Below are 23,088 nucleotides of genomic sequence, written 5' to 3' on the forward strand. Positions count from 1 at the left end.
CTTGCAGGAAAGGCCGTATGCTGCCGCATACCGGCCTTTTTCTGTTATGGAAAGTTGCACTTCAAATGCGAATCCGCCGCCTCTTACTGTAAACGGAAGATATGCGGATGATATTCCTACAAAGCCGGGGAATTTTCGAGCAGCAAACCGCCTCCGCGGCCGCGCTGTTTATATTTTCCTGCCTTTTGCCGCCAACATATCCAGCATTCCCGCCAGATGGCTTCTGCCCTCTTCCTTGCTCACAATCGGCTCGCCGCCTTTGCGCCCTAAAATCTTGATGTCTTCCTGCGGCATTTCGTCTATAAAGCGGCTGGGTTCGGGGAACTGCCATGTGCCTTGTTTTTTGCGTTTGACGCAGTGGGTCAGCGTAAGCTGGCGTTTGGCGCGGGTGATGCCGACGTACATCAGGCGGCGTTCTTCTTCGACGTTGTCTTCTTCGATGCTGTCGTTGTGCGGCAGGATGCCTTCTTCGCAGCCGACGAGGAAAACGTAGGGATATTCCAAGCCTTTGGAGGCGTGCAGGGTTGAGAGTTTGACGGCATCGACTTCTTCTTCGCTTTTGCCTTCCAAAAGCGTCATTAGGGCGACGGTTTGGGCAAGTTCGATGATGTTTTTGCCGTCTTGCTCGCCTTTGCGCTCTAGCCAGCCGGTCAAGTCGCTGACGTTGCGCCATTTGATTTCGCCGGCTTTCCCCTCTTCGCTGGCAAGCAGGTGGTTTTCGTAGTCGATTTCTTTGAGCAGGCTGTTGATGAGTTCGCCCGCTTCGCTGGTTTCGGCTTTGGCGCGGTAGCTGCCGAACATATCCATAAAGGCTTGCAGGTGTTGGCGGTTGGTATTGTTCAGTAATGCTAGAGCTTCTTCGGTTTGCGCGGCTTCATACAGGCTACATTCGTGTTCGTGTGCGTAGGTATTGAGTTTGCCCAGCGTTACATCGCCGATGCCGCGTTTGGGCGTGGTTACGGCGCGCAGGAAGGCGGGATCGTCGTTGGGGTTGGCAAGCAGGCGCAAATAGGACAACACGTCTTTGATTTCGGCTTTGTCGAAAAAGCTTTGTCCGCCGGAGAGTTGGTAAGGAACGCGCGCGCTGCGCAAGGCTTCTTCAAAAATCCGCGCCTGATGGTTGCCGCGGTATAACACGGCGAAATCGGCGTATTGGGTTTTGTCGCCGCCGACCAGCTTCTGCTTGACGATTTGGCTGACGACCCAGTCGGCTTCGTGTTGCTCGTTTTGGCAGGCAACGACTTTGACGATTTCGCCTTCGCCGAACTGCGACCAAAGTTTTTTGGTAAACAATTTAGGATTGTTTTCAATCACTTTGTTGGCGATTTTGAGAATCCGCGCGGTGGAGCGGTAGTTTTGCTCCAATTTGATGACTTTCATCTGCGGATAGTCTTCCTGCATTTTGCGCAGGTTCTCCATGTTCGCGCCGCGCCAAGCGTAGATGGACTGGTCGTCGTCGCCGACGGCGGTAAACATGCCTTCCGCGCCGGTCAAGAGCTTCATCAGGGTAAATTGGCAGGTATTGGTGTCCTGACATTCGTCAACCAACAGATAACGCAGCCGCCGCTGCCATTTGTTGCGCACTTCGCTGTTTTGCTGCAACAGCACGGCGGGCAGGCGGATTAAGTCGTCGAAGTCCACCGCCTGATAGCTTTTTAGGGTTTCCTGATAGCTCGCATACACGCGCGCGATTTGTTCTTCCCAAGCGTTTGAGGTCGTCTGAAGCACGTCTTCGGGCGTTTTCAAATCGTTTTTCCACAGGGAAATCTGGTGCTGCGCCTTGAATAAGGCTTCTTTCCCCGTGCCGCCCAAAAGTTCGCCGATGATTTTCGCGCTGTCGGTGGAATCGAGGATGGAAAAGTTTTTTTTGTAACCGATATGGTTCGCCTCTTCGCGCAGAATCTTCATGCCTAAAGAGTGGAACGTGCAAATCGTCAGCCCGCGCGTTTGCGACTTGGACAGCATTTTGGCGACGCGTTCCTGCATTTCCGTGGCGGCTTTATTGGTGAAGGTAATCGCGGCGATGGTGTGCGGCAGATAGCCGACGTTGACAATCAAATGCTTGATTTTTTGCGTAATTACGCCGGTTTTGCCACTGCCGGCGCCGGCAAGCACGAGCAAGGGCCCGCCGAGGTAGCGGACGGCTTCGATTTGCTGTGGATTGAGTTTCATGGGGATTTTGACGCGGAAAGGCCGTCTGAAAAAGGCCGGATTATAACGCAACGGACGGTTTTCAGACGGCCTGCCATTATGGACGGACGTTTTAGCGGCAAACTTCAACCAACCAGCCGTATTTGTCCTCCGCCAAGCCGTATTGGATGTCGGTTAAGGCTTTGCGCAAAGCGTAGCCGCGTTCCTGGCTTTTCACTTCGATTTCTTTGCCGCCGATAACGAAAGAAGTAACGGGCGAGATGACGGCGGCGGTGCCGGTCAGAATCGCTTCTGCGCCCTCTTCGACTGCGGTTTTGAGTTCGTCCACGGTGAAGTTGCGTTCGCTGACGGTGTAGCCCAAGTCTTTGGCGACGGTCAGCACGGAATCGCGGGTAACGCCGTGCAGGAATTCGTCGGTCAACGGCTTGGTGATGATTTCGTTGCCTTTAATCAGGATAAAGTTGGACGCGCCGGTTTCCTGTACGTCGCCGTTCGGGCAGAACAGGACTTGGCTTGCGCCATGGTCTGCTTTCGCCTTCAACACCCAAGGCATGGCGGAGGCGTAATTGCCGCCGCACTTGACGCGGCCCATGTGCGGTGCGCAACGGATGTGTTCGGTTTCAACCAAAATTTTCACGGGCGAACCGGCTTTGAAATAATCGCCGACCGGAGAAGCGAGGATATAGAGCAATGCAGTTTCGGACGGCGAACCGGCTTTGCCGATAACGGGGTCGGTACCGATTAGCGTCGGGCGTAAATAGAGTGCGGCAGGCGCGTCGGGGATTTCGTCGGCGGCACGTTTGACCAATTCGATCAGGGCATTTAAATAGGCTTCGGTTTCGGGGCGCGGCAGGTGCAAAATATCCGCGCTTTGCTGCATACGGGCGATGTTCGCCGTCGGGCGGAATAAAACGATTTTGCCGTCCGCCTGACGGAAGGCTTTCAAGCCTTCAAAGCATTCGCTGCCGTAATGCAGGGCATGCGCGCCGGGCGCGAGGGTAAGGTCTGCGGAAGTTTGCCATTCGGTCGGCTGCCATTTGCCGTCCTTATAGGCGACAACGGGCATTTGGGCGTGGAAAACGCTGCCGAACACGGCGGGTACGGGTCTGCTCATGATGGATACTCTCAACCGGATTTCGAAAAAACGTAAAGATACGCCTTCAAGTCCATATTTGGCAAGAAGCGCGCAGCCGAACAAACGAAATGCAAACGCAGGCCAAATCGTTTACACTAGCGGCTGTTTGTCCGCCTAACCGAGCCCCGCCCGATGCGGAGGCCGTCTGAAAACATCCTTACGGAGCCGTCAATGAAAACAGTTTCCCTAATTATCAAAGTATTTATCCTGCTGATTTTCCTAGTGTTAGCCGTCATCAACAGACAGGCCGTGCAATTCAACTACCTGCCCGAACAAAGCGTGAATGCGCCGCTCATCGTCTTGCTGTTCGGCATGTTCGTCATCGGCGCACTGTTTGGCATCTTCGCCCTGTTCGGCCGCCTGCTGCGCCTGCGTGCGGAAAACAGCCGCCTGCGTGCCGAAGTGAAAAAGGCCGCCCGCCTGAACAACACCGACATCGCCGCCCCGACCGCCGCCCCCGTTCCGGCTCCGACCCAGGCTCCCGTCCCCGCCGCCGAAACCGCCAAGAAAGAATAATCCCCGATGGAAAACGATATTCCGGCATGGTGGGTGCTGATTGCCCTGCTGCCCTTTATCTGCTTCGCCTTGGGCTGGGTTGCCGCCCGCATCGACATGAAAACCGTACTGAAGCAGGCCAAAAGCATCCCGACCGGTTTTTACGCCAGCCTGGAAGCCTTGGTAGACCGCAACACAGGCAAAGCCGCACACGAGCTGGCGGAAGTGGCCGATTTGCAGCCGCAGTCTTACGACCTGAACCTCACCCTGGGAAAGCTCTACCGTTCGCGCGGTGAAAACGACAAAGCCATCCGCCTGCTGAAAACCCTGAGCGAACTGCCCGACACCGTCGGCGACAAAAAACAGCGCGCCCTCTTTGAGCTGGGGAAAACCTACCAAAGCGCGGGCCTGGTCGACCGCGCCGAACAAATCTTCCTCTCCCTACAAGACGGCAACATGGCCAAAGGCGCGCGCGAACACCTGCTCCACATCTACCAGCAGGACCGCGACTGGGAAAAAGCAGTCGAAACGGCCCAACTGCTCAGCCACGACGAACAGACCTACCAATTCGAAATCGCCCAATTCCACTGCGAAATCGCACAGGCAGCCCTGTTCAAATCCGACATCGAAACCGCCCGCAGCCATATTCAGACGGCCTTATCCGCCAACGGAAAATGCTGCCGGGCCAACATCATCTTGGGCGACCTGGAACTCAAACAAGGCAACTATGCCGCCGCCGTAGCCGCCTACACGGCCATCGAAAAGCAAAACCACGCCTATTTGAATATGGTGGGCGAACGCCTATACGACGCCTACGACGGCCTGAAACAGCCGGAAGAAGGCCTGACCGTGCTGATCGGCTATATGCAAACCTTCCCGCAGCTCGACCTGTTGAACGTCATTTACGAAAAATCCCTGCTGCTTCACGGCGAACAAAAAGCCAACGAAACCATTGCCGAACTGGTGCGCGCCAAGCCCGACCTCAACGGCGTTTACCGCCTGCTGGGCGTACAAATCAGCGGCCTGAACCCCGCATGGAAGGCAGATGCCGACATGATACGCGGCGTCGTCGGCCGCCAACTGCAAAAAAGCTGGATGTACCGCTGCCGCAACTGCCACTTCAAATCGCAGGTTTTCTTCTGGCACTGCCCCGCCTGCAACAAATGGGAAACCTTCACACCCGGCCGCATCGAAATATAGCAAATAAAGAAAAATCCAAACGAGGCAGTAAAACCGCAGGCATAAACCAACTCTTTCAGACGGCCTCCATACACATCAGGCCGTCTGAAACCGCATTTCCCATAGCCTACAGACAAAGGCCGTCTGAAACACTTTAACCAAGCGAAACCATGAACCCCATACCGCGCAATGAATCCGAATCCGACGAACAATTCGTCTACACCCTGGCCGACCGCTGCTTCGCCTATCTCGAACGGCACGGCGAAGACGCAGGCGAAAAGCTGACCGACGAACAGCACACCCTCATGGCCTACGTCTTCCTCGACAGCCAAGTGCAGGAAGGCGGCTTTCTGCAACTGATTGCCACAGGCTACGGCGAATACGTCTTCGCCAACCCGCTGGCCGACAGCCTTCGCCGCTGGAAAATCAAACCCACGCCGAAAATCCTCGACCAAGCCAAGACGCTTTATCAACGCTACGGCGCGGAAATCGAAGAATTGGCCGGACAAGGAAACGGCCTGGAAGACATACGCCGCCGCTACGGCATCTTTGAAGAACTCGACGGCGAATATTACGAAGCATCCGAAAGCGACATGCAGGCCGTGGCCGAGTACATTGAAAACGAATGGCCTAAATTCGCCGACCTTCCCGAATAACAAGGCTTTCAGGCCGTCTGAAATATAGTGGATTAAATTTAAACCAGTACGGCGTTGCCTCGCCTTGCCGTACTATTTGTACTGTCTGCGGCTTCGTTGCCTTGTCCTGATTTAAATTTAATCCACTATAAAACCGATAAGGAGACACCAGTGAAAAAATTATTGCACACCATCCCGCTCACCCTCTTGCTCGCCGCCGCCCCGCTTCAAGCCTACCCCGCTATAGAACTCACACCCGAAAACACCCCAGCTTCCGCGCCGAAACAGGAAGCTCCGCTACCCGAAATCCCAGATACCCGACTCAGCGAAGAAGCCCTGCATCAGGAACTCCGCCAACTGCGCGACCACATGCAAACCTCCCTGAACAATCGCGATTTGGATGCCCTTTTGGACGGGCTGACCGACGACGTCGTCTTTACCACCATGAACGGCGACCGCGTCATCGGCAAAGAACAAGTGCGCGGATACTACGAAAAAATGCTTGGCGGCAGCCAACCGGTCGTCAAAACCATCACCGCCCAATTTGAAGCCGACGAACTTTCCCACCTTTACGACGGCGGCAACACCGCCTTCGCCTTCGGCCGCAGCAACGACCGCTACGAACTGGCCGGCGGCGAAACATGGGAAGTCAAGCCGCAATGGAGCGCGACCATCGTCCGTCAAAACGGCCGGTGGCTCATCGCCGGCTTCCACTACTCCGTCAATATGCTCGACAACCCCGTACTGTCCGCACAGCGAAACTGGCTGATGGGCGGCGGCGCGGTGGCCGCACTTTTGGCCTGTGCCGCCGGCTTCCTGTTGGGCAGACGGACAGGCCGTCTGAAAAAATAAACCCACCGCCTCATCCTCTTTAAGAAAGGAAACCTCATGAATTTCAATAATCTGCTCAATCAAGTTTTGGATACCGTACAAAAAAGCGGCAACAGCGCACTGTCCGGCAAAAACGGCAACCCGTTGAACTCCTTCGGCGGCGGCGCACTCGTCGGCAGCCTAGCCTCCATGCTGCTGAAAAAGAAAGGCGGCGGCTCGCTGGTGAAAGCCGGTTCGATGGCCGCACTGGGCATGCTCGCCTACAAAGCCTACCAAAACTGGCAGGGCAATCAGGCACAAGCCCAACCGCAAAGCGCGTTCGCACCCGTCGGACAAATCGCCGAAGACCACAGCCGCATCATCCTGCGCACCATGATTGCCGCCGCCTCTTCAGACGGCCTGATTGACGAGGCTGAAAAACAAATGATAGCCAAAGAAAGCAGTGCCGATGCACAAGCGCAGCAATGGCTCGCAGCAGAATACGCCCGCCCGGCCACCGTCGGCGAAATCGCCCAAGCGGTCGGCGGCGACCAGGCACTTGCCGCGGAAACCTATCTGGCCGCGCGCATGGTGTGCGGCGATTTGGAACGCAAAGAAATCGTCTTCCTTGCCCAACTGGCGCAGGCTCTGAATCTGGACGACAAACTGGTCGATCAATTGGAACAGCAGCTCGGCCTGTAAAGCGCAGAAACCGGAATGAATCGTTTGTACGAAGCCGTTTGGCCGAAGCTGGAAAAACGCTGGGAATGGGCGGAAGACAATTTCGCCGACGGCATCGCCCGCCTGCTGCCGCAAGAGCAGCAGGCCGTTGCCCTGTGGTGGCTGGAGGCCGAATGCAACAACGGCTCGCTCAGCCAGTTCTTTTTCAACAATTCGGGCGAGTTTGCCTTGTCGGCATTGGACGGCCTTCAGCGTTTGAAACTGCCGAAAACTTATGCCGCCCTGCATTCGGCCATAGCCTATTTCGGCGGGGATTATCCCTTGGACCGAGAACGGCGTATGGACAAACTATTCGAAATCGAAGAACAATTCGGCGAGGATGTATTTGACGAAGCCAACGACATCATCACCGGCGGCGCGGATGAAGATTATTTTATGGACCTCGTATTGGCCGACTTGGACGCGCTCTACCGCGAACGGCCCGAACTGCTAGAAGAGGCCGTCTGAAAACTTCGATCAAGTTCAGACGGCCTCCCTTGTATGGCCGGCACGAGGAAGAATAGGTGCACGGCAAAACCTCATACCTATCTCATCACGCCCAGCGGCTTACTGTTGCACCGGACTTCCTTCTCCAGTTCGGCAAACCGGGTTTTAAATTTTTGGCTGAGTTCCTTGTTTTTTACCTTGTATTCGGGATCGCCCCAACTCAACTGATTCAGTTCGGTTTTGTACTCTTCCGACAGTTTGCGGCAATCCTGCTCATGTGCCAGCACCTTCTCCTTGAAATCGGTTCCGACCTTGGTATAACTTTGGTTGGCCATATACAGCGTTTTACCGTCGTCCGACAAATTGAGCACTATTTCCCCCATGCCGGCGTTCATCGACAGCTTGCCGTCTTTCTCGTTCAAAACTACCGCTTTTTTCTGCAAACCAAAAAAATCGGTTTTGTTTATCAGCTCCTCGGCAAAATAATTGCCGTCTTCCTTTTTGATTTCAAGGATTTCTTCGCCCTTGTCCTGCTGTTCGTGCCAATAGCCGACATAATCGTCCGCCCCCCTGCCGCAGGCGGTCAGCGTCAAGGCCAAAATCGGCAATGCCAAATATTTTAACATCATCTGTTCCTTATCTATATGTTAAAAAAGGTTGCGGCAGTATATTATTTTTTTTCGATTTACCAAATTTAATTTACCCAAACTATTCCAAACGGCGGCAAAGACCTGTGATAGACCGCCATTTCCCTACAATCCCCGAAGCCGTCTGAAACTTAAAAGGCCGTCTGAAAAATATTTTCAGACGGCCTTTCAAATGTTTGCGTAATCAGAACTTCACGCCTTTGTGCAGCGCCACGATGCCCGCGCTCATATTGTGGTAATCCACGCTGTCGAAACCCGCATCCAACATCATCTGTTTCAAAGTTTCCTGATCCGGGTGCATACGGATGGATTCGGCCAGATATTGATAGCTGTCGGCGTCTTTCGCAATCAGTTTGCCCATAACCGGCAGCAGTTTGAACGAATACAGGTCGTACACGCCTTCCAGCGGTTTGTAGACTTTGGAAAACTCCAATACTAACAGCGTGCCGCCCGGTTTCAACACACGATACATCTCTTTCAACGCCGCATCTTTGTGCGTCATATTGCGCAGGCCGAAAGCGACGGAAACCAAATTGAAATAGTTGTCGGGGAACGGCAGTTTTTCCGCGTCCGCCAGCGATACGGGCAGAATCAGGCCCTCGTTGATCAGGCGGTCGCGGCCGACGGTCAGCATCGACGAATTGATGTCGGTCAGCCAAACTTCGCCCTCTTTGCCCACCCGCTTGGCCCAGCCGCGCGACAAATCGCCCGTACCGCCCGCGATGTCCAACACTTTGTCGCCTTTTTTCAGGCGCGCGGTGTTGATGGTGAAATGTTTCCAAACGCGGTGCAGGCCGCCGGACATCACGTCGTTCATGATGTCATAGTTTTTCGCTACCGAGTGAAATACCTCGGCCACTTTGCCTGCTTTCTCGTTCTCATCTACGGTACTGAAACCGAAATGGGTTTTATGGTCGCTCATGTTGCCTGCCTTTTAAAAATAATGCGGATTCAAATATCGAATACGTCGAAATCGCCAACCACTTTCGACGCGGGAAATATGTTTTGCGCTTGCCGCTCCAGCATCAGCCGTTGCGCCTCATCGGCATAACGCGCGCTGATGTGGGTCAGGTAGAGTTGTTTCACCCCGGCTTCGGCGGCCAGGTTTGCGGCATCGGACACGGTGGAATGGAAAACTTTTTCCGCCATTGCTTCGTCTCCGGCGGCAAAAGTCGCTTCGTGCACCAAGACATCCGCCCCTTCAGCCGCCGCCGGAGCAGACGGGCAGGGCTTGGTGTCGCCGAAGACGGCGATTATCCGCCCTTTTCGCGGCGGCGAAAGGTATTCTTTGCCGTCAATCAGCCGCCCGTCGTCCAAGGTTACGGTTTCGCCGTTTTTCAGACGGCCTAACAACGGGCCGGACGGGATGCCGAGTTCACGCAGACGGTCCATCTGCAAGCCGCCCGCGCGTTCTTTTTCTTCGATGCGGTAGGCGAAGGACGGCAGGCTGTGCGCCAGTCCGAACGCACGGATGGTAAATTCCCCGTCGTCTAATATGAGGCCGTCTGAAACGAATTCATGGAAGTTTATCGGATAGCTCAATTGCGTTTGCGAAACTTCCAGCGCGCTTTCGACAAAACGGCGGATACCGGCGGGGCCGTAAAGGGACAGCGGTTCGTCCGCCCCGCCCAAAAACGAGCGGCTACTGAACAGGCCGGGCAGGCCGAAGATGTGGTCGCCGTGCAGGTGCGTGATGAAAATCCGCCTGATTTTGCCCGGCCGGATGTTGGTACGCAGGATTTGGTGCTGCGTGGCCTCGCCGCAGTCAAACAGCCAGACTTCGTTACTTTTCCCACCTGTTTTCAAGGTGGTACAGGTAACGTTGCGCTCTTTCGACGGCGAACCCGCGCCGGTGCCTAAAAATTGCAGTTCCATGTTTTCAGACGGCCTCTTCCTCAATGCCGTCCGCCGCAACCACCGCTGCCGCAGGCATGGCCGGATTTCGGCCTGGCTTGCGAATCGTCGGCAGACGGAAGGCGCGACGCGCCCGCCAGTTCGATGCGGCGCAGGTAATCCGCCCACAGCGCGTCGTAATCGTTTGCCAGTGTATGCAAATAGCCCCAATCGTACAAGCCGCTGTCGTGGCCGTCTGAAAACACAATTTTCAAGGCATATTGCCCGACAGGTTCGATATCGTTGATCAGCACGTCTTTTTTACCGGTTTGCAACACTTCCTGTCCGGGGCCGTGGCCGCGCACTTGCGCACTGGGCGAATAGACGCGCAAAAACTCAGCCGGCAGGTCGAAGGTTTCGCCGCCGTATACCAACCCCAAGGCGGCCCGGCCTGAACGGACGCGGATTTCTTCGGGCAGCGGGTGTTTCATGTCGGTTTCCTTCTTTCTTTCGATGTGCGTTCAGCGGCCGAACAGCAAAACCAGCGAGATGCTGGCAAACGATAATACCGTGGTCAGCAGCATAATCGCCGCGCCGCGCTGTTCGTGGCCGTATTGGGCATGGATAATGGCCACCATGCTGGCCATGGGTACGCAAGCCAGCAATGCGCCCGCAAAAAGCATGTCGCGCGGTGCGCCGAACAACAGCAGCAGGCCGACGACCAGTAGCGGGAACAACAGCAGCTTGCCCGCCGTCAGCAGGAAAATATCGGCCAACCTGCCGCCCAAACGCAGGCCGACCAGGCTGCCGCCAATCACGAACAAGGCCACCGGCCCCGAACCGGCAGACAGTACGCCGGCAGTTTTCAGCAGCGCGCCCGGCAGGGGCAGCCAGCCGAAGGCGAACGGCACGGCGGCAAACTGTGCGAGGATAATCGGGTTTTTCAGCAGGTTCTTCAATACTGCCGCGAGGTTTTTCAGACGGCCTCCATCGCCGCCCGCCGAATCTGCCAAGATGAAAAACAGCGGAATCAGCAACATATTTTCCACCAGCACGTTCATGGCAAAATAGCCGCCCGCCGCATCGCCGATGACCATAGACAGCAGCGGATAGCCGATGAAGCCGGTATTGGAAAACGACATGGAAAAGCCGCTCAGCGCGGCCAGCCGCGAATCACCGCCGCGCAGTCTGCCGAACAGCCAGCCGATAAAGAAAGCCGCCAGTGTCGCCGCCGCATAGCCTGCCAGGTAGACCGCATCGAATACTTCGTTTACCGGTTTGGCGGCAATGGCAAAAAACACCAATGCGGGCAGGCCGACCTTCATCACGAATTTCGCCGTACCACGCAGTTCTTCAAACCGGAATACGCCAAACCGCACCGCGCCGTAACCCAAGCCGATGATGAGGAAGATCGGCGCGGTAATGTTGAAGATTTGCAGCATGGCGGGTTTGCTCCAATCGGCGGATGGCGGGGACGGATTTTAGCAGATGCGGCAGGGGCCGTCTGAAAAGGCGGCCGCTATTCCAAATCGGTTTTGTCTTCCGGCGTTGCCGTTACGATTCCTTCGATAAAGTCGGGCTGCGGAAGGAGGCTGTCGAGATAGAGGCCAGATTTGTCCAGCGTCGGATAGCCGCCGAAGGTAACGGTGTAGCCGCCGCTGCCGTTGCCGCGGACTTTGGCCTGCGCGCCCAACGGGAAGGTGGTTTTATTGCTGATGTGGCCGAACGGGAAACCGGTCAGCACCGGAATCCGCGCCGCGCGGCTGATGGCGGCGGAAACGGCCGACAAATCGTAGCTGCTGTCGTATACGTCGCGGATGTTGCCCATGCGGAAATCGCCGAGGATGACGGCCTGCTGTTTTTGCAGGATGCCGGCCAACAGCAGGGTTTGCAGCATACGCTCGATGCGGTAGGGCTGCTCGCCCACGTCTTCCAAAAACAGGATGCCGCTGGCGATGTCGGGCATATAGGGGCTGCCGGTCAATGCCGCCAAAACGCTGAGGTTGCCGCCCCAAAGGATGCCTTCCAAGTTCACGTCGCGGCTTTGGAAGGCGGGCACGCTGACGCTGTAACTGCCGGAGGTGGTGCATTGGATGAAGGAATCCATGGTGTAGACGCTCGGCACGGGTTTGCCGAACTCGCTGTACACCATAGGGCCGGCGAAACTGAGCCAGTTGCCCCGTGCCAGCAAGGCCAGTTGTAGGGCGCAAACATCGCTGAAGCCGAAAAACAGTGTGCCGTGTTCGCGCATCCGTGCGCCCAACGAGGCAAAATCGATGTGCGGCAACAGCCGGTGCGCGCCATAACCGCCGCGCATCCCTATCAGCACTTTCGGCGTGGGTACGCGGCCGTCGGCCACGTCTTGAACGTCGGCGATCCGCTCGGCATCACTGCCGGCAAAACGCTGGTAACGGCGGAAAATTGCCTGTTCGTTGGTAACGGCGAACCCGGCCGCCTGAAGACGGGAAATACCGGCCTGCGCCCGTGCGGTATCGGGGGCAAAGCCTGAAGAAGCGATAATGCGTAACACGTTGTTTCCTGATGTTTGTTTTCGGTTTTGCTGCGACGGATCAGCTTGTGTGGTCGGTTTGAAGGGGACGGTCTGCGTGCCGCTACAGGCCTGGAGTATGCCTGCGCCAGCCACGGCGGCGGAGGTGCGGAACAGGTTGCGTCGGGATGTGAGCCAAGTCATCTTTGTATATCCTTTCAGACGGCATGGTATGAATACATGGCGGATAAGGGAAATTCCCTGCCGCTTCAATGGGATTGGCCGTAAAACGGGGATGCCGTGTTTTCAGACGGCCTCTTTCTGCAACACCGCCCTTACCTGCTGCGGCCAATCGGCAGGCAGCACGGTTACGGACGGCCTTTGCGCCGCCGCCCAAATCGGGGCGGGGAAATTGGCATCGTCGGCAAAGCGGGCGATAACGTGCCAGTGCAGGTGCGGTACGACGTTGCCCAAGCTGGCCAGATTGATTTTGGCGGGCTTGAACACCTGCCGCATCGCGCTTTCCACACGATAAACGGTTTCCATCAGTTCGGTGCGCTCGGCCGCATCCAAATCGGTCATTTCCGCCACATGGTTTTGCCAAATCACGCGGCAGAAGGCCGGCGCGTTGGCTTCGTTGTGCACGGCGATAACCCGCAGCTTGTCGTTCCGCCACAGGATTTCTTCGTTGTCGGCGGTACAGATGGGGCAATTCATGAAGCATCTCCAAACGGAAAGCCGCCATTGTACCGTAAAACAATCGGAAGACGCAGGAGGCAGGCCTTACGATACGGCCGTTCAAACTTTTCAGACGGCCTGTTTGGGAACAGAGGCCGTCTGAAAAACTGTTTATCGGTATAAAAAGGCCGTCTGAAAACCAACTGCGGCAATTTCAGACGGCCTTTCCCGTTTTAACACATACCGTTTATTGGCGTTGCGCGTCCACAGCGGCCAGTGCAATCATGTTTACGATGCGGCGGACGGTGGAAATCGGCGTAACAATCTGCACCGGTTTGTTCAAGCCCATCAGGATGGGGCCGACGGTGATGCCGTTGGTGGCGTTCACGCGCAGCAGGTTGTAGCTGATGTTGGCCGCTTCCACATTGGGCATCACCAATAGGTTGGCCGCGCCGTTCAGCGTGGTTTCGGGGAAAATGCTCTTGCGCATTTCTTCGTCCAAAGCCACATCGGCCTGCATCTCGCCGTCTATTTCCAAAGTCGGATCGAGTTCGCGGATGATTTCCAACGCACGCTGCATTTTGCGGGTATCGGGGCTGCAATGGCTGCCGTAGTTGGAATTGGACACCAGCGCGACTTTCGGTTTCAGGCCGATGCGTTTCATTTCGGCGGCGCACATTAACGTACCGTTGGCCAATTGTTCGGCGGTCGGGTTTTCGTTGATGTAGGTGTCGGCGATGAAGAAATTGCCCTTGTTGGAAATCAGCGCGTTCATGGCGAAGGCTTCTTTTTCGGGATTGTTATAGCCGATCACTTCTTCCATCACGGCAAAGTGGTCGTGGAAACGCCCCATCGTGCCGCACACCAGGCCGTCCGCGTGGCCGAGCCGAACCAGAAGCGCGCCCACCAGCGTGCTGTTGGCTTTCAGACGGCGGCGCGCCATTTCTTCGGTTACACCTTTGCGTTTGCGCAGATTGTAATATTCCTTCCAGCTTGCTTCGTAATAGGGACTGTTTTTGATGTCGATCAATTCGAAATCTTTGCCCGGCTGGATGGTCAGGCCTTGGCTGTGCAGGCGTTCTTCGATGAGCTTGGCATCGCCCACCAAAATCGGGAAGGCCAGTTTCTGCGACACGACTTGTTGCGCGGCATGCAATACGCGTTCGTCTTCGCCTTCGGTCAGCACGATGCGCTTGATGTCTTTGCGCGCCTGGTTGAACACCGGACGCATAAACAGGCTGGTTTTATAAACAAACTCGGTCAGTTTTTCCGCATAGGCTTCCAAGTCGACAATCGGACGGGTGGCCACGCCGGAATCCATCGCGGCTTTGGCGACGGCCGGGGCGATGCGGGCAATCAGGCGCGGGTCGAACGGTTTGGGAATCAGGTATTCCGGACCGAAGGTCAATTCCGCGTCGCCGTATGCGCCGGCCACCTCTGCGCTGGATTCGGCCATCGCCAAATCGGCAATCGCGCGCACGCAGGCCAGTTTCATTTCTTCGTTGATGGTGGTCGCACCCACATCCAGCGCGCCGCGGAAGATGAACGGGAAGCACAAGACGTTGTTTACCTGGTTCGGGAAGTCGGAACGGCCGGTGCCGATAATTACGTCGGGACGGGCTTCTTTGGCTTCAGGCGGCCAGATTTCGGGCTGCGGGTTGGCCAGCGCCAACACGATGGGGCTGGCGGCCATGGTTTTCAGCATTTCGGGACTTAATACGTTGGGACCGGAGAGTCCCAAGAAGATGTCTTTGCCGTTTACCGCATCGGCCAATACGCGCTGGCCGTTGTCGGCGATGGCGTAGCGCACCTTGCTTTCGTCCATGCGCCCACGGTCTTCGCGGGTTTGGTAAATCACGCCTTTGGAGTCGCAAACGGTGATGTTTTCGCGCTTCATGCCCAAAGCAACCAGCAAGTCCAGGCAGGCGATGGCGGCCGCACCCGCGCCGGAGCAGACGAGTTTGACTTGGCCGATATCCTTGCCCACCACGCGCAGGGCGTTCAATACGGCGGCGGCGGTGATGATGGCCGTACCGTGTTGGTCGTCGTGGAAAACGGGGATGTTGCAGCGTTCGCGCAATTTTTTCTCAATATAAAAACACTCGGGTGCTTTGATGTCTTCAAGATTGATGCCGCCGAAGGTGGGTTCCAACGATGCGATGATTTCAACCAGTTTGTCGGGGTCGGTTTCATTGACTTCGATGTCGAATACGTCGATGTTGGCGAATTTTTTGAACAATACGCCCTTGCCTTCCATCACGGGTTTGCCCGCCAGCGCGCCGATGTTGCCCAACCCCAAAACCGCCGTGCCGTTTGAAATGACGGCCACCAGATTGCCTTTGGCGGTGTATTTGTAGGCGTTCAGCGGATCGGCGTAGATTTCCATGCACGGTGCGGCCACGCCCGGCGAATAGGCCAGCGATAAGTCGTATTGAGTGCCCAGCGGCTTGGTGGGCGCGACTTGGATTTTGCCGGGATTGGGGTATTCGTGAAAGCGCAGTGCGGCTTCTTTGATTAAATCATCCATGCTGTTTTCTCCTGAAGGGTTTGGGATGCAGGCCGTCTGAAAACGCTGCCGGTTCAGACGGCCCGCGAAGATTTGCAAATGCACGATTCTAACATGGCGTGCATACGGGAAAAAGGCCGTCTGAAATGCCTGCATCGGCGTTTTCAGACGGCCTCCGTGTGGTGTCAGACAACTTGGGTTTGGTGTTCGTCGCCGCTGCGTTCGCGGATAACGCCCAAACGGTAAACGGTTTCGCCTTGTTCGGTTAAGAATGCCTGCACCGCGTCGGCATCTTCTTCGGCAATCACGACCACCATGCCGATGCCGCAGTTGAAAGTGCGGTACATTTCTTGCGTTTCCACATTGCCGGCCTGTTGCAGCCATTGGAACAGCTTGGGCAATTCCCATGCTTCGGCGTCGATTTGGGCGACGGTGTTTTCAGGCAGGATGCGCGGCACGTTTTCGGTGATGCCGCCGCCGGTGATGTGCGCCATGCCTTTGATGGTGAATTTTTCCAAAGCGGCGAGAATGGGTTTTACATACAGGCGGGTCGGGGCGATGATGGTTTCGCGCAGGGTTTTGCCGTTATCGAACTCGGCGTCCAAATCGGGATTGTCACGGGCAATGATTTTGCGGACGAGGGAGTAGCCGTTGGAATGGGCGCCGTTGGAAGCCAAGCCCAACACGATGTCGCCCGCTTTGATGCTGCGGCCGTTGATGACGCGCTCTTTTTCGACCACGCCGACGGCGAAGCCCGCCAAGTCGTATTCGCCTTCGGGATACATGCCGGGCATTTCGGCGGTTTCGCCGCCGATGAGGGCGCAGCCGGATTCTTCGCAGCCTTGGGCGATGCCTTTAATCACGTCGGTAGCGCGGGCGACGTCGAGTTTGCCGCAGGCGAAATAGTCGAGGAAGAACAAAGGTTCTGCGCCTTGAACCAAAATGTCGTTGACGCTCATGGCGACGAGGTCGATGCCGACGGTGTCGTGTTTGTCCCAATCGAAGGCGAGTTTGAGCTTGGTGCCCACGCCGTCGGTGCCGCTGACGAGGACGGGATTTTTGTATTTTTTGCTGATTTCGACCAATGCGCCGAAGCCGCCCAAATCACCCAACACTTCGGGACGTATGGTGCGTTTGGCAAAAGGTTTGATGTTTTCGACCAGTTGGTCGCCTGCGTCGATGTCCACGCCTGCGTCGCGGTAGCTTAAGGATTCGCTCATTTTGTCGGCTTTCTCGGTTTTGTAAACAAGGTTGGAAAAAATCGGCGGCATTTTACCCTATTCCGCCCGTTTTGTCGGGCTTGGCGGTGGTTTTATATATCGTAAAAAGTTTTCAGACGGCCTGAAGGATGCAGCCCGTGCTTCTCCGTGTTATGCTTCGCCACTTTATTTTCCCTTTAGGGCAATCCATCATGTATACAAAGAAAAAACGCGGTCTGTCGCCCTGGCTGCCCTGCGCGGTGTTTTTTATCGCCGTAAGTTGGCTGGTGCTGGCATTGAGCGATATTCTGACCCCGTTTATCGTCGCCGCCGTTTTGGCCTACATCCTTAATCCCCTGGTGGAAAAGCTGCGCGACAAAGGAGTGTCGCGCGGTCCCGCATCGATGCTGGTCATGATGTTCGCCCTGCTCGTACTGTTGGCGCTGCTGCTGATTCTGATACCGATGCTGCTGACACAGTTTCAAAACCTGGCCGGCCGCCTGCCGCAGCTGATCGACTTTGTTCAAAACAAAGCACTGCCTTGGTTGAACAGCCATTTCGGCGCACACATCCCGCTGAATAAGGAAACTTTGCTAAGTTGGCTGCAAAGCCATACCGGCACGCTGCAGAACACCGCCTCGAAAATCGCCCCCGCCCTGGTGGCGCAAGGCGGCGCGCTGGCTTCCGGCTTGAGCAACCTCGCCCTCCTGCCGCTGCTACTGTATTACTTCCTATACGACTGGCAACGTTGGTCGCACGGCATCCGCGCCCTGATTCCGCGCCGTTTTATCGATGCCTATAACCGCATCGGCGGCGAAATCGACGAAGTATTGGGCGAATTTTTACGCGGGCAGCTGATGGTGATGCTGATTATGGGCGTGGTATACGGCGTCGGCCTGATGCTGACCGGCCTCGATTCGGGCTTCGCCATCGGCATGATTGCCGGCCTTTTGGTCTTCATCCCCTATTTGGGCGCGTTTACCGGCCTGCTGCTGGCCACCATTGCCGCCCTGCTCCAATTCGGCTCATGGCATGGGTTGGTCTGGGTATGGCTGGTATTTGCCGCCGGACAACTTTTGGAGAGCTTCGTCGTTACGCCGAAAATCGTCGGCGACCGTATCGGCCTGTCGCCGTTTTGGGTAATTTTCTCTTTGATGGCGTTCGGCCAACTGATGGGCTTTGTCGGCATGCTGATCGGCCTGCCGCTGGCCGCCATCTGTTTGGTGCTGCTGCGCGAAGGTTCGCAGGTCTATTTCGCCAGCCATTTTTACCAACACAAATGACCTTCCGCATGAATCCTTCCGCCCCGCTTTGGCAAACCCGCCTGCCCGCCACCCTCAGGCCGTCTGAAAAACTGGCCGGCCTGTTGCAAAGCCCGTCGCTGACCGCCGCCTTGCGCGCCCTGCCTTGTGAATTCTCCGTCCGCCTGCTGCATCTGGGCCTGGCGGACGGCAGCTTCCTGCTCGACTGCGGCGTGCCGGGCAAATCATACTTCTGCCGCGACGTCGAACTCTGCCTCAATGGCGAAACCGTCGTTTGGGCACGCAGCCAGTGCCTGCCGTCGTCCGACTACTGGCGGCAGATGCTCGACTGCGGCAGCCGCCCGTTGGGCGAACGCCTGTTTGCCGAAGGTGCGGACTGGCAGCGTTCGCCACTGGAATTTGCCGCCCTCGAAGGCATCCCGCCCCCATCGGTGCAAAATGCGCAATTGGCCCGCCGTTCGTTTTTCCAAAGACAAAACGAAACACTGGGCTTGGTGGAATGTTTCCTGCCCGCCCTGGTCGGTTATTTGTAAAACCGATTATTGAGATAATGCGTCATACCGCCAACCGTCATTCCCGCGCAGGCGGGAATCCGGAAGTTTGGATTTACAGTAATCTTTAAATATTTCTGAAATATAGAGGTCTGGATTCCCGCCTGCGCGGGAATGACGGCGGTCGGTTATTTTTATATTCGGCAATATACGCATAAACGTAAAGGCCGTCTGAAACAGGTTGGAGCGAAGTCCAATATACCTGTTTTCAGACGGCCTTTTTCTTTCAAATCAGCCAATCAGGATACGATTTAACCCAAAGCCTTCCTTGCTCCGGCGAAGAGGCGGTACCAGCCGGACAGTTCCGTCCAGTCTTCCGGTTTCCAGCTCATTTGTGCGGCGCGGTACACGCGTTCGGGGTGGGGCATCATGATGGTAACGCGGCCGTCGGCGTTGGTCACGCCGGCGATGCCCTGCGGCGAGCCGTTGGGGTTGAGCGGGTAGGTTTGGGTAACCTGGTTTTGTCCGTCGACGTATTGCAGCGCGATGCCGAGGCCGTCTGAAATTTTGCCGCCGTGAAGCGCGAAGTCGGCGCGGCCTTCGCCGTGGCTGACGACGACGGGCAGGCTGGAGCTTTGCATTTCGTTCAGGATCAGGGAGGCTGATTGGGGGACGTGAACCATGCTCAGGCGCGCTTCGAACTGTTCGCTCAGGTTGCGCTTGAACTTCGGCCAGCCTGCCGTACCAGGGATGATTTCGGCGAGGTTGCTGACCATTTGGCAGCCGTTGCACACGCCCAATGTCAGCGTGTCCGGGTCGTCGAAGAAGGCGGCGAACTGGTCGCGCAAGGCGGGGTGGAACAGGATGGATTTCGCCCAGCCTTCGCCCGCGCCGAGTACGTCGCCGTAGCTGAAGCCGCCGCACGCCGCCAGCATTTTGAAATCGGCAAGGTGGACGCGGCCTGCCATCAGGTCGGACATATGTACGTCGTAGGCATCGAATCCGGCGCGGGTGAAGGCGGCGGCCATTTCGATTTGCCCGTTCACGCCCTGTTCGCGCAGGATGGCGATTTTGGGTTTCGCGCCGCTGTTGACGAAAGGCGCGGCGATGTCTTCGTTTACATCAAACTTCACGTCGGCAAACAATGCGCTGCGTTCATTGTCGTCAATCAGGGCGAACTCGCTGTCGGCGCAGGCGGGGTTGTCGCGCAGGCGTTGGATTTGATGGCTGGTTTCTTGCCAGGTTTGTTGCAGTTTGATTAGATTGTCAGAAATAAGGTGCGTTTGCCCGTCGCGGATGATTAACGTGTTCTCGTCAGTTAACGTACCGATTTCAAAGACATTATGATGCAGCTGTTGTTGATAGAATAAATTGATAATATCGGCAACATCTTGTTTTCTAACTTGGATAACAGCACCCAACTCTTCATTAAATAATGTGCGGGCAATGGTTTCTTGCCATTCAGCCAACGCTTTTACCTCTTCAGTCCGCAATGATTGAGACAGAGCGGTATGGTTGGTAATAAATGTTTGTGCAAGCAATAAATTTAAATCTATATCCAAGCCGCACCGTGCCGCAAACGCCATTTCCACCAGCGTCGCAAACAAGCCGCCGTCGCTGCGGTCGTGATACGCCAAGAGTTTGTCTTCGACGACAAGTTGCTGAATCACGCTGTAAAAGGCTTTCAGACGACCTGTATCGTCCAAATCGGGCGCATCGCCGCTCATATTGTTATAGACCTGACCGAACGCCGAGCCGCCCATGCGTGCTTTGCCGAAGCCCAAATCGACAAACAGCAATACGCTGTCTTCGACGTTTTTCAACTCAGGCGTAACAGTCTTGCGCACGTCTTTGACAGGCGCGAACGCGGAGATAATCAGGCTCAACGGCGAAACGACGGATTTTTTCTCTTCGCCGTCCTGCCAAACGGTTTTCATCGACAGGCTGTCTTTGCCCACGGGAATGCTCAAGTCCAATGCCTGACAGGCTTTAGAAACCGCTTCGACGGTGCGGTAGAGTTTTTCGTCTTCACCCTCGTTGCCGCACGCCGCCATCCAGTTGGCGGAGAGCTTGATATTGCCGATGTCGCCGATGTTGACTGCCGCGATGTTGGTGATGGCTTCGCCGACGCACATTCTGCCCGAGGCGGGTGCGTCAAACAGGGCAACAGTCGGTTTTTCGCCCATAGACATCGTTTCGCCGCGATAGGTGTTGAAGCCCATCATGGTAACGGCGCAGTCGGCTACTGGAGTTTGGTATTTGCCGACCATTTGGTCGCGGTGGGTCATGCCGCCGACGCTGCGGTCGCCGATGGTAATCAGAAAGTTTTTGGCGGCTACGGTGGGCAGGCGCAAAACGCGGTAGGCGGCTTCGGTGATGTCGATGTCTTTGGCAGTGAATGGTTTTTCAGACGACCTCACGGTTTTGTCGCTGCGCGTGGTTTTGGGCGGTTTGCCGAGCAAGACGTTCAGCGGCAAATCGACGGGATTGTTGGAGAACAAATCGTCGCGCACTTTCAAATGGCCGTCGTCGGTCGCCGTGCCGACCACGGCAAACGGGCAGCGTTCGCGTTCGCAGATGGCGCGGAAGGTGTCCAAATCTTTTTCCAAAATCGACAGCACATAACGCTCTTGCGATTCGTTGCACCAGATTTGCAACGGGTTGAGGCCGTGTTCTTCCAGCGGCACTTCGCGCAGTTTGAATACCGCGCCGCGTCCGGCATCGTTGACGAGCTCGGGGAAGGCGTTGGACAAGCCGCCCGCGCCGACGTCGTGGATGGAGATAATCGGGTTTTTGTCGCCGAGCTGCCAGCAACGGTCGATCACTTCCTGCGCGCGGCGTTCGATTTCAGGGTTGCCGCGTTGTACGGAATTGAAGTCCAAAGACGCGTCGTTTGTACCGGTATTCATGGATGAAGCCGCACCGCCGCCCAAGCCGATAAGCATACCCGGGCCGCCCAGTTGAATCAGTAACGCGCCTTCGGGGATTTCGTCTTTGTGCGTCTGCTGCGCCTGAATGCTGCCCAAGCCGCCGGCGATCATAATCGGTTTGTGGTAGCCGCGAACCTGACCGTCAAACTTCTCTTCAAAAGTGCGGAAGTAGCCCAAGAGGTTCGGGCGGCCGAATTCGTTGTTGAACGCCGCGCCGCCGATGGGGCCTTCAATCATGATGTCTAGCGGCGAGGAAATGTGTTCCGGCTTGCCGTAGTCTTGTTCCCACGGCTGTTTGAGGTCGGGGATGTTAAGGTTGGAGACGGTAAAGCCGGTCAAGCCCGCTTTCGGACGCGAACCTTTGCCCGTTGCACCTTCGTCGCGGATTTCGCCGCCCGCGCCCGTTGCCGCACCCGCAAACGGCGCGATGGCGGTCGGGTGGTTGTGCGTTTCCACTTTCATGATGATATGCGTGTCTTCCTCGTGGAAACGGTAGCCTTGGTTTTCCGCCGCATTCGGATAGAAACGCTCGATTTTCGCGCCTTCGATCACGGACGAATTGTCTTTATAAGCAACGACCGTGCCTTCGGGATGCGCGTTGTGTGTATCGCGAATCATGCCAAAGAGCGATTTCGGCTGTCTTTCGCCGTTGAGGATGAAATCGGCGTTGAAGATTTTGTGGCGGCAGTGTTCGCTGTTTGCCTGCGCGAACATCATCAGCTCCACGTCGGACGGATTGCGCTGCAAAGCCTGATAGTTTTCAACCAGATAATCGATTTCGTCGGCTGAAAGCGCCAAGCCCATTTCGGTATTGGCTTTGACCAAAGCCTCTTTACCGCCACCCAAAACATCAACGGTGGAGAAAGTTTCGGATTCGAGATGGTGAAATAATTTGGAGGCCGTCTGAAAATCAGGCAGCACGGATTCGGTCATGCGGTCGTGCAGCAAAGCCGCCCATTGCTGTTTCTCATCGTCGTTCAGACGGCCTTCCAGCCACACCGCCATACCGCGCTCGATGCGCTCTATGCCTTCCAAACCGCAGTTTTCCGCGATATTGGTCGCCTTGGAAGCCCACGGCGAAATCGTACCCAAGCGGGGCGTTACCAAAAATAAATGCAAGCCCTCGCGCGCTTCGGGCGTTTCTTTAACGCTTTGCGCCGCCAACAAGGCTTGCAGTTTTTCGACAGTCGCGGCATCCGGTGCTTTCTCGCTGCCGACAAAATACCAAAATTCACTTTTCAGTTTCACTTCGGGCAGGCCGAGTGCGGCCGCTTTTTGCAAGAGTTTTTCAACACGGAAATCGGAAAGGGCGGTAACGCCGCGCAAGGGCAAAACAACAGACATGATTCAGCTCTCAAATGCGGTTGGGAAAGAGGGCGGATTATACGCCGAAGCCGCGCATCCGTCCGCCTTTTTCAGACGGCCGCCCGACCTGCCCGATTGAGTGTTGCGGCGGATTGTGATAATTTCCCGCCCTGCCAA

At 56.2% G+C, this 23,088-nt stretch carries 20 protein-coding genes and 1 pseudogene; 8 read left to right on the forward strand and 13 right to left on the reverse strand.

From position 1 onward, the window contains the following. Window positions 1-168 precede the first annotated feature (168 nt). Window positions 169-2,172, reverse strand: a complete 2,004-nt coding sequence (rep, locus tag ACTHSL_RS01495; protein ID WP_440380159.1) for a DNA helicase Rep — start codon at window positions 2,170-2,172, stop codon at window positions 169-171. A gap of 91 nt (window positions 2,173-2,263) precedes the next feature. Continuing rightward, window positions 2,264-3,265 carry a branched-chain-amino-acid transaminase gene (gene ilvE / locus ACTHSL_RS01500; protein ID WP_440380076.1) on the reverse strand — a complete coding sequence of 334 codons (1,002 nt, stop codon included), beginning with the start codon at window positions 3,263-3,265 and terminating at the stop codon, window positions 2,264-2,266. A 192-nt stretch (window positions 3,266-3,457) separates the two neighbouring features. On the opposite strand from ilvE, the gene ACTHSL_RS01505 reads away from it, so the two are divergent. The 3 genes from ACTHSL_RS01505 (at window position 3,458) to ACTHSL_RS01515 (ending at window position 5,616) form a co-directional block, all read left to right on the forward strand. Further along, entirely contained in the window at window positions 3,458-3,802 is a 345-nt protein-coding gene (locus ACTHSL_RS01505; RefSeq protein WP_049250107.1) for a LapA family protein, read from the forward strand. Between the two features lie 6 nt (window positions 3,803-3,808). Then, entirely contained in the window at window positions 3,809-4,981 is a 1,173-nt protein-coding gene (lapB, locus tag ACTHSL_RS01510; protein ID WP_440380077.1) for a lipopolysaccharide assembly protein LapB, read from the forward strand. 149 nt (window positions 4,982-5,130) lie between these two features. Beyond that, entirely contained in the window at window positions 5,131-5,616 is a 486-nt protein-coding gene (locus tag ACTHSL_RS01515; RefSeq protein ID WP_440380078.1) for a DMP19 family protein, read from the forward strand. A gap of 22 nt (window positions 5,617-5,638) precedes the next feature. Here ACTHSL_RS01515 and ACTHSL_RS01520 read toward each other — a convergent pair. After that, window positions 5,639-5,746: pseudogene (locus ACTHSL_RS01520) on the reverse strand (IS5/IS1182 family transposase); the annotation flags it as partial. Window positions 5,747-5,766: 20 nt separating this feature from the next. On the opposite strand from ACTHSL_RS01520, the gene ACTHSL_RS01525 reads away from it, so the two are divergent. Genes ACTHSL_RS01525 through ACTHSL_RS01535 form a run of 3 tightly spaced genes read left to right on the forward strand, consistent with a single transcriptional unit; the run spans window position 5,767 to window position 7,593 of the window. Further along, window positions 5,767-6,447 carry an SgcJ/EcaC family oxidoreductase gene (locus ACTHSL_RS01525; RefSeq protein ID WP_440380079.1) on the forward strand — a complete coding sequence of 227 codons (681 nt, stop codon included), beginning with the start codon at window positions 5,767-5,769 and terminating at the stop codon, window positions 6,445-6,447. Window positions 6,448-6,483: 36 nt separating this feature from the next. Beyond that, on the forward strand, window positions 6,484-7,107 hold the full coding sequence (locus ACTHSL_RS01530; protein ID WP_049254248.1) for a tellurite resistance TerB family protein: 624 nt from the start codon (window positions 6,484-6,486) through the stop codon (window positions 7,105-7,107). Window positions 7,108-7,122: 15 nt separating this feature from the next. Then, window positions 7,123-7,593, forward strand: a complete 471-nt coding sequence (locus ACTHSL_RS01535; protein ID WP_440380080.1) for a DMP19 family protein — start codon at window positions 7,123-7,125, stop codon at window positions 7,591-7,593. A 77-nt stretch (window positions 7,594-7,670) separates the two neighbouring features. On the opposite strand, the gene ACTHSL_RS01540 is transcribed toward ACTHSL_RS01535, so the two are convergent. The 9 genes from ACTHSL_RS01540 to purM form a co-directional block, all read right to left on the reverse strand. Next, window positions 7,671-8,201 (reverse strand): hypothetical protein, encoded by a 531-nt coding sequence (locus tag ACTHSL_RS01540; RefSeq protein WP_440380081.1) that lies wholly within the window; start codon window positions 8,199-8,201, stop codon window positions 7,671-7,673. Between the two features lie 202 nt (window positions 8,202-8,403). Then, complete coding sequence (gene ubiE, locus ACTHSL_RS01545; protein WP_003771461.1) at window positions 8,404-9,141, reverse strand: bifunctional demethylmenaquinone methyltransferase/2-methoxy-6-polyprenyl-1,4-benzoquinol methylase UbiE; 738 nt, start codon at window positions 9,139-9,141, stop codon at window positions 8,404-8,406. Between the two features lie 29 nt (window positions 9,142-9,170). After that, on the reverse strand, window positions 9,171-10,094 hold the full coding sequence (gene rnz / locus ACTHSL_RS01550) for a ribonuclease Z (protein ID WP_440380082.1): 924 nt from the start codon (window positions 10,092-10,094) through the stop codon (window positions 9,171-9,173). Window positions 10,095-10,114: 20 nt separating this feature from the next. After that, the gene (locus ACTHSL_RS01555) at window positions 10,115-10,543 is read right to left on the reverse strand and encodes a gamma-butyrobetaine hydroxylase-like domain-containing protein (protein ID WP_440380083.1); all 429 of its coding nucleotides are present in this window, start codon (window positions 10,541-10,543) and stop codon (window positions 10,115-10,117) included. 30 nt (window positions 10,544-10,573) lie between these two features. Next, window positions 10,574-11,494, reverse strand: a complete 921-nt coding sequence (locus tag ACTHSL_RS01560; RefSeq protein WP_440380084.1) for an AEC family transporter — start codon at window positions 11,492-11,494, stop codon at window positions 10,574-10,576. A 77-nt stretch (window positions 11,495-11,571) separates the two neighbouring features. Beyond that, window positions 11,572-12,744, reverse strand: coding sequence for an LD-carboxypeptidase (locus ACTHSL_RS01565; RefSeq protein ID WP_440380085.1), 1,173 nt, complete (start codon window positions 12,742-12,744; stop codon window positions 11,572-11,574). A 102-nt stretch (window positions 12,745-12,846) separates the two neighbouring features. Beyond that, the gene (locus ACTHSL_RS01570) at window positions 12,847-13,257 is read right to left on the reverse strand and encodes an HIT family protein (protein ID WP_440380086.1); all 411 of its coding nucleotides are present in this window, start codon (window positions 13,255-13,257) and stop codon (window positions 12,847-12,849) included. Window positions 13,258-13,465: 208 nt separating this feature from the next. After that, window positions 13,466-15,745 carry an NADP-dependent malic enzyme gene (locus ACTHSL_RS01575; RefSeq protein WP_440380160.1) on the reverse strand — a complete coding sequence of 760 codons (2,280 nt, stop codon included), beginning with the start codon at window positions 15,743-15,745 and terminating at the stop codon, window positions 13,466-13,468. A gap of 164 nt (window positions 15,746-15,909) precedes the next feature. After that, the gene (gene purM / locus ACTHSL_RS01580; protein ID WP_440380161.1) at window positions 15,910-16,944 is read right to left on the reverse strand and encodes a phosphoribosylformylglycinamidine cyclo-ligase; all 1,035 of its coding nucleotides are present in this window, start codon (window positions 16,942-16,944) and stop codon (window positions 15,910-15,912) included. A gap of 191 nt (window positions 16,945-17,135) precedes the next feature. On the opposite strand from purM, the gene ACTHSL_RS01585 reads away from it, so the two are divergent. Continuing rightward, window positions 17,136-18,206 carry an AI-2E family transporter gene (locus ACTHSL_RS01585; RefSeq protein WP_440380087.1) on the forward strand — a complete coding sequence of 357 codons (1,071 nt, stop codon included), beginning with the start codon at window positions 17,136-17,138 and terminating at the stop codon, window positions 18,204-18,206. Between the two features lie 8 nt (window positions 18,207-18,214). Beyond that, window positions 18,215-18,718, forward strand: coding sequence for a chorismate--pyruvate lyase family protein (locus ACTHSL_RS01590; RefSeq protein WP_440380088.1), 504 nt, complete (start codon window positions 18,215-18,217; stop codon window positions 18,716-18,718). Window positions 18,719-18,987: 269 nt separating this feature from the next. Here ACTHSL_RS01590 and purL read toward each other — a convergent pair whose 3' ends face one another. Beyond that, window positions 18,988-22,950, reverse strand: a complete 3,963-nt coding sequence (gene purL, locus ACTHSL_RS01595; RefSeq protein ID WP_440380089.1) for a phosphoribosylformylglycinamidine synthase — start codon at window positions 22,948-22,950, stop codon at window positions 18,988-18,990. Window positions 22,951-23,088 lie beyond the last annotated feature (138 nt).

The organism is Neisseria sp. P0008.S010 (assembly GCF_051962715.1).
Classification (GTDB): domain Bacteria; phylum Pseudomonadota; class Gammaproteobacteria; order Burkholderiales; family Neisseriaceae; genus Neisseria; species Neisseria elongata.

Coding starts and splice junctions, on each gene's coding strand:
- rep (WP_440380159.1), bottom strand. CDS start 2,172: ATGAAACTCAATCCACAGCAAATCGAAGCCGTCCGCTACCTCGGCGGG.
- ilvE (WP_440380076.1), bottom strand. CDS start 3,265: ATGAGCAGACCCGTACCCGCCGTGTTCGGCAGCGTTTTCCACGCCCAA.
- ACTHSL_RS01505 (WP_049250107.1), top strand. CDS start 3,458: ATGAAAACAGTTTCCCTAATTATCAAAGTATTTATCCTGCTGATTTTC.
- lapB (WP_440380077.1), top strand. CDS start 3,809: ATGGAAAACGATATTCCGGCATGGTGGGTGCTGATTGCCCTGCTGCCC.
- ACTHSL_RS01515 (WP_440380078.1), top strand. CDS start 5,131: ATGAACCCCATACCGCGCAATGAATCCGAATCCGACGAACAATTCGTC.
- ACTHSL_RS01530 (WP_049254248.1), top strand. CDS start 6,484: ATGAATTTCAATAATCTGCTCAATCAAGTTTTGGATACCGTACAAAAA.
- ACTHSL_RS01535 (WP_440380080.1), top strand. CDS start 7,123: ATGAATCGTTTGTACGAAGCCGTTTGGCCGAAGCTGGAAAAACGCTGG.
- ACTHSL_RS01540 (WP_440380081.1), bottom strand. CDS start 8,201: ATGATGTTAAAATATTTGGCATTGCCGATTTTGGCCTTGACGCTGACC.
- ubiE (WP_003771461.1), bottom strand. CDS start 9,141: ATGAGCGACCATAAAACCCATTTCGGTTTCAGTACCGTAGATGAGAAC.
- rnz (WP_440380082.1), bottom strand. CDS start 10,094: ATGGAACTGCAATTTTTAGGCACCGGCGCGGGTTCGCCGTCGAAAGAG.
- ACTHSL_RS01555 (WP_440380083.1), bottom strand. CDS start 10,543: ATGAAACACCCGCTGCCCGAAGAAATCCGCGTCCGTTCAGGCCGGGCC.
- ACTHSL_RS01560 (WP_440380084.1), bottom strand. CDS start 11,494: ATGCTGCAAATCTTCAACATTACCGCGCCGATCTTCCTCATCATCGGC.
- ACTHSL_RS01565 (WP_440380085.1), bottom strand. CDS start 12,744: ATGACTTGGCTCACATCCCGACGCAACCTGTTCCGCACCTCCGCCGCC.
- ACTHSL_RS01570 (WP_440380086.1), bottom strand. CDS start 13,257: ATGAATTGCCCCATCTGTACCGCCGACAACGAAGAAATCCTGTGGCGG.
- ACTHSL_RS01575 (WP_440380160.1), bottom strand. CDS start 15,745: ATGGATGATTTAATCAAAGAAGCCGCACTGCGCTTTCACGAATACCCC.
- purM (WP_440380161.1), bottom strand. CDS start 16,944: ATGAGCGAATCCTTAAGCTACCGCGACGCAGGCGTGGACATCGACGCA.
- ACTHSL_RS01585 (WP_440380087.1), top strand. CDS start 17,136: ATGTATACAAAGAAAAAACGCGGTCTGTCGCCCTGGCTGCCCTGCGCG.
- ACTHSL_RS01590 (WP_440380088.1), top strand. CDS start 18,215: ATGAATCCTTCCGCCCCGCTTTGGCAAACCCGCCTGCCCGCCACCCTC.
- purL (WP_440380089.1), bottom strand. CDS start 22,950: ATGTCTGTTGTTTTGCCCTTGCGCGGCGTTACCGCCCTTTCCGATTTC.